General features: G+C 62.5%; 8 protein-coding genes and 1 pseudogene. 2 read left to right on the top strand and 7 right to left on the bottom strand.

All coding sequences use genetic code 11. The features are described 5' to 3' along the window. The coding region (locus tag EN914_RS16725; RefSeq protein WP_164778762.1) for a sulfotransferase at nt 1-1,579 on the top strand (1,579 nt) is incomplete at its 5' end. Between the two features lie 67 nt (nt 1,580-1,646). Here EN914_RS16725 and EN914_RS16730 read toward each other — a convergent pair. Beyond that, on the bottom strand, nt 1,647-2,000 hold the full coding sequence (locus tag EN914_RS16730) for a DUF1428 domain-containing protein (RefSeq protein ID WP_024504189.1): 354 nt from the start codon (nt 1,998-2,000) through the stop codon (nt 1,647-1,649). A gap of 74 nt (nt 2,001-2,074) precedes the next feature. Further along, entirely contained in the window at nt 2,075-2,503 is a 429-nt protein-coding gene (locus tag EN914_RS16735; RefSeq protein ID WP_013530024.1) for a glyoxalase/bleomycin resistance/extradiol dioxygenase family protein, read from the bottom strand. A gap of 237 nt (nt 2,504-2,740) precedes the next feature. On the opposite strand from EN914_RS16735, the gene EN914_RS16740 reads away from it, so the two are divergent. Then, nucleotides 2,741-3,355: a glutathione S-transferase family protein gene (locus tag EN914_RS16740; protein ID WP_024504188.1), complete on the top strand. Its 615-nt coding sequence runs from the start codon at nt 2,741-2,743 to the stop codon at nt 3,353-3,355. 16 nt (nt 3,356-3,371) lie between these two features. Here the strand turns inward: EN914_RS16740 and EN914_RS16745 are convergent, their stop codons facing one another. The 5 genes and pseudogenes from EN914_RS16745 to EN914_RS16765 form a co-directional block, all read right to left on the bottom strand. Next, on the bottom strand, nt 3,372-3,530 hold the full coding sequence (locus EN914_RS16745) for a hypothetical protein (protein WP_013530026.1): 159 nt from the start codon (nt 3,528-3,530) through the stop codon (nt 3,372-3,374). A 143-nt stretch (nt 3,531-3,673) separates the two neighbouring features. Further along, a complete protein-coding gene (locus tag EN914_RS16750; RefSeq protein ID WP_024504187.1) occupies nt 3,674-3,973 on the bottom strand; it encodes a HigA family addiction module antitoxin in 300 nt (99 codons plus the stop codon). 12 nt (nt 3,974-3,985) lie between these two features. Further along, a pseudogene (locus EN914_RS16755) lies at nt 3,986-4,268 on the bottom strand (type II toxin-antitoxin system RelE/ParE family toxin). A gap of 128 nt (nt 4,269-4,396) precedes the next feature. Next, on the bottom strand, nt 4,397-5,923 hold the full coding sequence (locus EN914_RS16760; RefSeq protein ID WP_024504186.1) for an ABC-F family ATP-binding cassette domain-containing protein: 1,527 nt from the start codon (nt 5,921-5,923) through the stop codon (nt 4,397-4,399). Between the two features lie 338 nt (nt 5,924-6,261). Beyond that, a partial coding sequence (locus EN914_RS16765) for a helicase-related protein (RefSeq protein ID WP_206527209.1) occupies nt 6,262-7,861 on the bottom strand: 1,600 nt, incomplete at its 5' end.

Consider the following 7,861-nt stretch of genomic DNA (forward strand, 5'->3'; position numbering starts at 1 on the left):
CTACCGGCAGGTGCTGGCGCGTCAGCCCAAGCACGCGGCCGCGGCGCATTTCCTGGGACTGCTGCTTCACCAGACCGGGCGCAGCGAAGAAGGGCTGGATCTCATCGAACGGTCGGTGAGCCTGCAGCCGACGAATCCCGATTTCCTCAACAATTTCGGTACGGTGATGCGCGACCTCGGCCGCCCTGCTGCGGCCATCGATTTCTTCCGCGGCGCAGTGGATCTGCGGCCGGACCAACTCGCGGCGCGCGACAATCTCGGCTCATCGCTGAAACAGGTCGGCCAGTTCGAAGAGGCCGAAGAGATTTATCGCGGCACGGTTGCACGCAACCCATTTCATGTGCGCGCCCGCATCGGGCTTGCCGAAACCCTGCAGGAAGCCGGGCGGCTGGATGAGGCGCTGGCTGCCTTCCGCGAAGCGCTGGCGATCCGACCCAAGGATGCCGACCTGCTGCACGGGCTCGGCGTCGGGTTGATGGAAAAGGGCAAGCTCGACGAGGCGGCCGACCTGTTCCGGCAGGCGTTGGCGATCAACCCCGCCATGGCCACAGCCTGGCTGATGCTGACGCAGGTCAAGCGCCAGAAGGAGCGCGACAGCGAGCTTGGGGGCATGGAAGCCCAGCATGCCAAGGCGCCGCAGGACAGCCTGGCGCGCATGCAGCTGTCCTTCGGACTCGGCAAGGCGAATGACGATCTCAAGGATTATGGCCGGGCCTTCGACTATTTCGCCGAGGGCAATGCGATCCGCCGCAAAGGCATCGACTACGACCAGGCCAGGACGCGGGCCGAGTTCGAGGCGATGAAGGCCACCTTCGATGCCGGCTTCTTCGAGAAGCACAGGCCCAGCTCAATCAGCGACGACACGCCGATCTTCATTGTCGGCATGCCGCGTTCGGGCACGACGCTGGTCGAGCAGATCATTGCCAGCCATCCGCAGGTCTATGGCGCAGGCGAGCTCAGCATTTTGAAGAAGGCGGTCGGCAGGCAGTTCCCGGCGACTATGCCGGGTGGCTTCCCATGGGGCGTATCGGATACGGGCGATTCGGATTTTGCCGAGGCAGGCCAAGCCTATCTCGACATGCTCCATGCCCGCTATCCGAACATGCGCCACGTCACCGACAAAATGCCGGGCAACTTCCTGCTTGTCGGCTTCATCCACATGATGATGCCGAAGGCCAGGATCATCCACTGCGCGCGCGATGCGGCGGCCACCTGCCTGTCGATCTACAAGGTGCATTTCCGCGGTGACAGCCATCGCTATGGCTACGATCTCGGCGAGCTCGCCGACTTCCACAATCTCTACACCGACATCATGAAGCATTGGCACACGGTGCTGCCAGGCGTCGTGCACGATGTACGCTACGAGGATTTTGTCGCCGACCAGGAAGGCCAGACGCGGGCATTGATCGCCCATCTCGGCCTGCCCTGGGACGACGCGGCACTATCGTTCCACGAGACCGACCGACCGGTGCGCACGGCTTCAGCCGCACAGGTGCGCCAGCCGATGTATCAGGGGTCGGTCGATCTATGGAAGCGCTATGGTGACCGGCTGAAGCCGCTTCTGGACAGGCTGGATTAGCGCAACGCTCCTGCTTCGTCCTAGGATGACGAAGCTGAGGGGCTTCTGCCAATCTGCTACCGGCTGCTCAAAGCTCTATGAATGGCTTGAAGCCACCGAAGATCATGCGCTTCCCGTCGAACGGCATGTCCGCCCAATCGGCCTTCAGGCGCGGATCTGCCATCACTTTGGCCATGACGGCATCGCGGCTCTCCCGCGACTCATAGACGGCCCAGGCGAAGACGACGATCTCGTCGTCCTTGGCCTGCACGGCGCGCGGGAACGAAGTGACCTCGCCATAGGGCACGTCGTCGCCGATGCATTCGACATAGCCGAGCGCGCCGTGTTCCATCCATATAGGGCCTGCGAGGTTGGCCAGCCTCTTGTAGTCATCGAGATTTGCCTTGGGCACGGCAAGCACGAAGCCATCGACATAGGACATTGTGGGTCTCCTCCTGGAAGTTCACAATCCCTCACCGACGCCAGCCGGTGAGGGACTTCGCCATTGGCGATAGATCAGGCTTTCTTGACCGGCGCGTTCATCGCCCATTCGACGCCGAACGGGTCGCGCATATTGCCCCACTGGTCACCCCAGAACATGATCTGGAGCGGCACGGCGACTTCGCAGCCGGCATCGACGGCGCGCTTCCACCAGGCTTCGATGTCGTCGCTGCCGAGGTGAAGCTGCATGGTGTAACCCTGCGGCTTGACGGCAGGCATGCCGTTTTCGGGATAGAAGTCGGAGAGCATCAGCGTCGAGCCGTTGATGTGGAGGTGGATGTGCATGGTGCGGCCTTTTTCGTCCGCCGGATAGGCAAAGACCTGCTCGGCACCAAAGGCCTTCTTGTAGAATTCGGCAGCCTTGAAGGCGCCATCCAGCTGCAGATAGGGGGTCAATCCGCCGAGCACTTTGGCCGCGGGCTGAACGGGGGTCTGATCGGTCATCTGTTGTTCCTCTTTGCGTTTGGCCTTGCGAGCCAAAGGACGGATGAGGTGCCGGCGTTCCTACATGGCCGGCAGATTTTTTTGGCCGACCGGCCCTGGACAGTCCACGCAGCCGCAGTTGGACGAGAGGCGTGAAACGAACTTGCGTCGACCGCGCCCAATCAGAGCGCAATTCTCTCGGCTCGCAGGCTAGAACAGATGGATCAGGCGAACGCCTCTTCAAATCCTGGGACGACAATGATCCTCTACTATCAGACCCACTCACCCTTCGCGCGCAAGGCGCTCGTCTTCGCCCACGAGGTTGGCATTGCCGATCGGCTGGAGGTCATTCATCACGAGACCAGTCCGACCTTGCGCAATGCCCGCGTCTACGCCGAAAACCCGCTCGGCAAAGTGCCGGTGCTGTTGCGGCCCGACGCGTCGCCGATCTTCGATTCCGATGTCATCTGCGCCTATCTCGACACGCTGCATGACGGTCGCAAGCTGCTGCCGCAGGACGGCGAGGCGCGCTGGCAGGCATTGCGGTTGCAGGCGGTCGCCCAGGGCCTGGCGCAGACGGGTATAGCCTTGCGCTGGGAGACGGAAAGGAGACCCGAAAAGTTGCGCTATGGTGCTCTCGCCGACGGATACCGGGAAAAGATCGAGGCGAGCTACGACTGGATCGAGAGCACGCTGGACGACGAGGCGCCGCTCCATATCGGCCACATCGCCTTGGCCACCACGCTGTCCTGGATGGCGTTCCGTCACCTTCCGCCTTTTCGCTCACGGGCACTGCTGACGCGCTGGTTCGAGGCTTTCGAAAAACGCGTATCGATGCAGGCGACGCCGCTTTCGGGCGATACGCATGACTGACTGGCGCCCCGCGAGGTCAGGGGCGGCGGCCGTTTTGCGCATCGAAGACGTCCGGAAACCCGATATCCTTGCGCAGCGAGGCAGGCAGTGAACGCAGGACGCGTTCGCTGCGGTGACGAGCGCGCGCTGCCGCATACCGGGTTGCGATGCGACCGATGGACGAAAGAACCGACATGATAATTCTCCCTGGGTTGGGCCGGCATCATCGTGTCGGCATCCCAAGGACGCGACGGGCTGAGGCTATCCGACAGACCGTCGAGATTTTTTATCGCTAGCTCCGTAGCCTGCTTGAAGCGGGTTGTTGCTAACGCGATTACTTCAGGCCGCGGTTTGTAGACGTTCGATTGTTTCAAGATCGGCCTTCTTCGCCTCTCCCTCTACGGCGAGGTCGTAGCTCGCCTGCATATTCATCCAGAACTGCGGCGTGGTTCCGAAGAACTTCGCAAGGCGCAAAGCGGTGTCGGGCGTTACCGGTGTCGTCTCGCTGGCCAGGCGCTCGATGCGTGTGCGGGGCACATGCAGCTTTTTGGCCAGCGTGTAAGGCTTCAGATTGAGCGGCACGAGATATTCCTCACGGAGAATTTCTCCGGGATGGACAGGTGGGTTGATGTTCAGCATTTTGAACCCTCTTCAATGATAGTCGGTGATTTCAACATCCTCCGCTTGCCCTTCCACCCACCGAAAGCAGACGCGGAATTGATCGTTGATGCGGATCGAATGCTGGCCCGCACGGTTACCTTTCAGCGGCTCAAGCCTGTTGCCGGGAGGCGTCTTCAGATCCGACAGTTCGGCGGCGTTGTCGATCATGAACAGCTTCCGCTGGGCTGAGCGGACAAAGGTCCGATGGGAAGCCCTTCGGAGCCTTGCCGTTCGAAACGGCTTCGCTGGTCTTGTCTTTGAAGGAGCGTATCATCTTGCCGACCCGAGTGGCGTACCATGGCATGATACGCTTCGGAAGTCAAGAAGACGTCTCGTAGCATGATACGAAACTCCGGCCTGCGCTCGACAGGCCGGAACTTCATCGGCAGTTTTGTTCACCGATTAGCCAGCGCCCTCCGCCACCGAGCGGAAGAAATCCTCTGGGTCTTCGACTTCGGTCAGCCGCCGTTTCTCGATCAGCCAGAAGCGGTTGCCGATGGCGCGGATGAAGGAGCGGTCGTGCGAGGCGAGCACACAGCTTGCCTGATGTGCCAGCAGTTCCGCTTCCAGGGCTTCCTGGCCGTCGATGTCGAGATGGTTGGTCGGCTCGTCCAGCAGATAGAAGTTGGGATTGGCGAGCCTCAGCGCCAGCATCATCAGCCGCGCCTTCTGGCCGCCGGACAGCGCACCGATCTTTTTCTCCTGCATCTCGATGACCACGCCGGCGCCTGCCAGCAGCGAGCGGGCACGCTGCTCGCCGACATCGTAGCGGCGCGAGACCAGCATCAGCGGCGTGTCGTCGCCGCTGATGCCCGACAGCGCCTGGTCGCTGTAGCCTAGCACCGTCGACGGCGTCACCTTCACATTCGGCACCGTGTCCGGTTCGACAATGGCATTGCGGATCAGGGTGACGAAGCGCGACTTGCCGACGCCGTTGCGGCCGAGCAGCACGATGCGGTCGCCCTGGCAGATATGGCGCTTGCCGGTTCGAAACAGCGGGGTGCCGTCGGGTGTTTCCACAGCCGCGTCGTCGAGCGTGATCAGCACCTTGGCGTGGGTGCCGCGATTGGCCAGTTTTATGGCACCCGCCGACTTTTCGCGGTGCGCCGGTGCGGCCGCTTCTTCCAGTTTTTCGGCCCGCAGGTTGAGCTGCTTGGTCTTCACCGTCAAAAGGTCGCTGCCCGAATTGATGCCGATGTTGTTGAGCTTGGCCGCCTGCCGGCGCAATTGCTGCGCCACCTTCATGTCGCGCTGGAACTTGCGCTCGGTCGAAGCATCGACCTCGTCGAGCGCCTGCCTGGCGCGGGAGTAGGGCAGGGCAAACACCGGCGACTGTTCCGGGCGCAGGAATAGGGTCCGGTTGGTGGTGGCGTCGAGGAAGGCGCGGTCGTGGCTGGCGATGACGACGGGCACCTCGCGCGGCAGCGTGTTCAACCAGGTTTCGAGCTGGCTGATGCGGACAAGGTCGAGATGGTTGGTCGGCTCGTCGAGCAACAGCACGTCCGGATCGGTGACCCAGACGCGTGCGATTAGCGCAAGCCTCTGCCAGCCGCCACTCAGCGCCCGCATTGGCCGCTCGCGCATCGGCTCGGGCACGTCGAGTGAATCCAGAACCACGTCGACACGCCACATCTCGCTTTCGGCCTGCTCGGACGGCAAGGCATCCGCCACCACCTGCCGGAACGTACGGGTGAGAAGGGCCTGGGCAACCGACTGTTCGACATGACCGACGCGCAGGCCGCGCGTGCGGGTGATGTCACCGGAGGTCGGCTCAATCCCGCCGGTCAGACATTTCAGCAAAGTCGACTTGCCGCGGCCATTGGCGGCGACAATGCCGAGCCGGTCGCCGGTGCCGATGGTGAGGTCGAGATTGGCAAACAGCGACGCACTCATGGTGACGCCGAGGGATTTGAGGCTGATCAGGGCCATTTTGATTTCTCTGGTCTTGCCGGAGACTACTCCGGTCCACTTTGACGGTGCGCTTTCCGGCCATCAGGCTCGGCATTACGCACCACGAAGGGCAGACCAAAAAATCGAAGCGGGAAAAACCCGGACCGTCCCTGGTCAGCCCTGCAAGCAAGCTCGCAGGGCAGAAATCGGGCCACGCTGACGATGGTGACGATGAAACGTAAACACGTGAGCCCTCCTTTCGAGACGTTCGAGTGTGGGGAGCGATTACACCAAAGGCGGGGCTGGTGGCAAGTGCGTCGGCGGAATGCGGCGGCGGCGGAGCGCTTCCCTTCCCCTTCTGGGAGAAGGGGAAGGCGCTACTTTCCCGGCCTACCCGTCTTGCCGGGCCGGCGCTTTTCCCGACGGGCGTCGGCGGGGTCTTCGTAGGAGCCAATGCCTGTTCGCTGGCGAACAACTGGCTTGGCGGATTCGTCCCCCACGAGGGGGGAGATTGGCTGCGGCTTGGCCGGCACTTTTCCTTCGATCGGTTTTTCCGTCCGCCGCACCGTCATCTCGTCCAGCGAGTTCTTCTTGAACAGCGGCTTTGTGGCGTCCCCGGGAATGCCGAAATCGGAACCATGTGCCTCGGATGCCGACTGTTTCTTGAACAGCGAGCGCGACACCGCGCCGGCCGGCGTCGGCATGTCGGTACCTGGACCCATGTCGTCGATCGAGGGTTTCGAAAACAGCGGCTTTTTCACCGGCACAGTGCCATCGGCGCCCATCTCGTCGAGATCAGGCTTGCGGAAGAGGTTGGGCCGGGCAGCCTTGGCTGCCTCTTCGGCGGCACGCGCTGCGTCGAGCTTGCGAAAACGCTCCTGTTCCTCTGCTGTACGATGTTTGGCCACGCCCTTGTTGTGCTTGCCCTTTTCGCGGCCGGAGGCCGGGCTTTCCATGTCGGCGTATTTGGCCAGCGGGTCTTCGGAGATGGACAGTTCCATCTCACGCAGGCGCTTGATTTCGTCGCGGATGCGGGCCGCCTTTTCGAAGTCGAGATTGGCCGCGGCATCGCGCATCTGCTTTTCCATCGCGTCGAGATGGGCCTTGAGGTTGTTGCCCATCATGGCGCCGGCACCGTCGGTGAACTGCGAGATATCGGCGCGGACGTGGTCCTTCTCGTAGACCGAATCGAGAATGTCGGAGATGCGCGACTTAACCGATTCCGGTGTGATGCCGTTGGCCGCGTTCCACTCCATCTGCTTTTCGCGGCGACGGTTGGTTTCGGCCATCGCCCGTTCCATCGAGCCGGTCACCTGGTCGGCATAGAGGATGACCTTGCCGTCGACGTTTCTGGCGGCGCGCCCGATGGTCTGGATCAGCGAGGTTTCCGATCGCAGGAAACCTTCCTTGTCGGCGTCGAGAATGGCGACGAAGCCGCATTCGGGAATGTCGAGGCCTTCGCGCAGAAGATTGATCCCGACCAGCACGTCGAAGGCGCCGAGGCGCAGATCGCGCAGGATCTCGATGCGCTCCAGCGTATCGATGTCGGAGTGCATGTAGCGGACGCGGATGCCCTGTTCATGCAGATACTCGGTCAAATCCTCGGCCATGCGCTTGGTCAGCACGGTGACCAAGGTGCGGTAGCCGGCCTTGGTGGTATCGCGAATCTCGCCGACGACATCGTCGACCTGGCTCTTGGCCGGGCGGACCTCGACCGGCGGATCGATCAGGCCGGTCGGACGGATGACCTGCTCGGCGAAGACGCCGCCGGCCTGTTCCATCTCCCAGGCGCCAGGGGTCGCCGAGACCGCGACCGAAAGCGGACGCATGGCATCCCACTCCTCGAAGCGCAGCGGCCGGTTGTCCATGCAGGACGGCAGACGGAAGCCGTATTCGGCCAGCGTCGCCTTGCGGCGAAAGTCGCCGCGATACATGCCGCCGATCTGCGGCACGGTGACATGGCTTTCGTCGATGAAG

This window comes from Mesorhizobium sp. M7A.F.Ca.CA.001.08.2.1 (assembly GCF_003998455.1).
Taxonomy (GTDB): domain Bacteria; phylum Pseudomonadota; class Alphaproteobacteria; order Rhizobiales; family Rhizobiaceae; genus Mesorhizobium; species Mesorhizobium ciceri.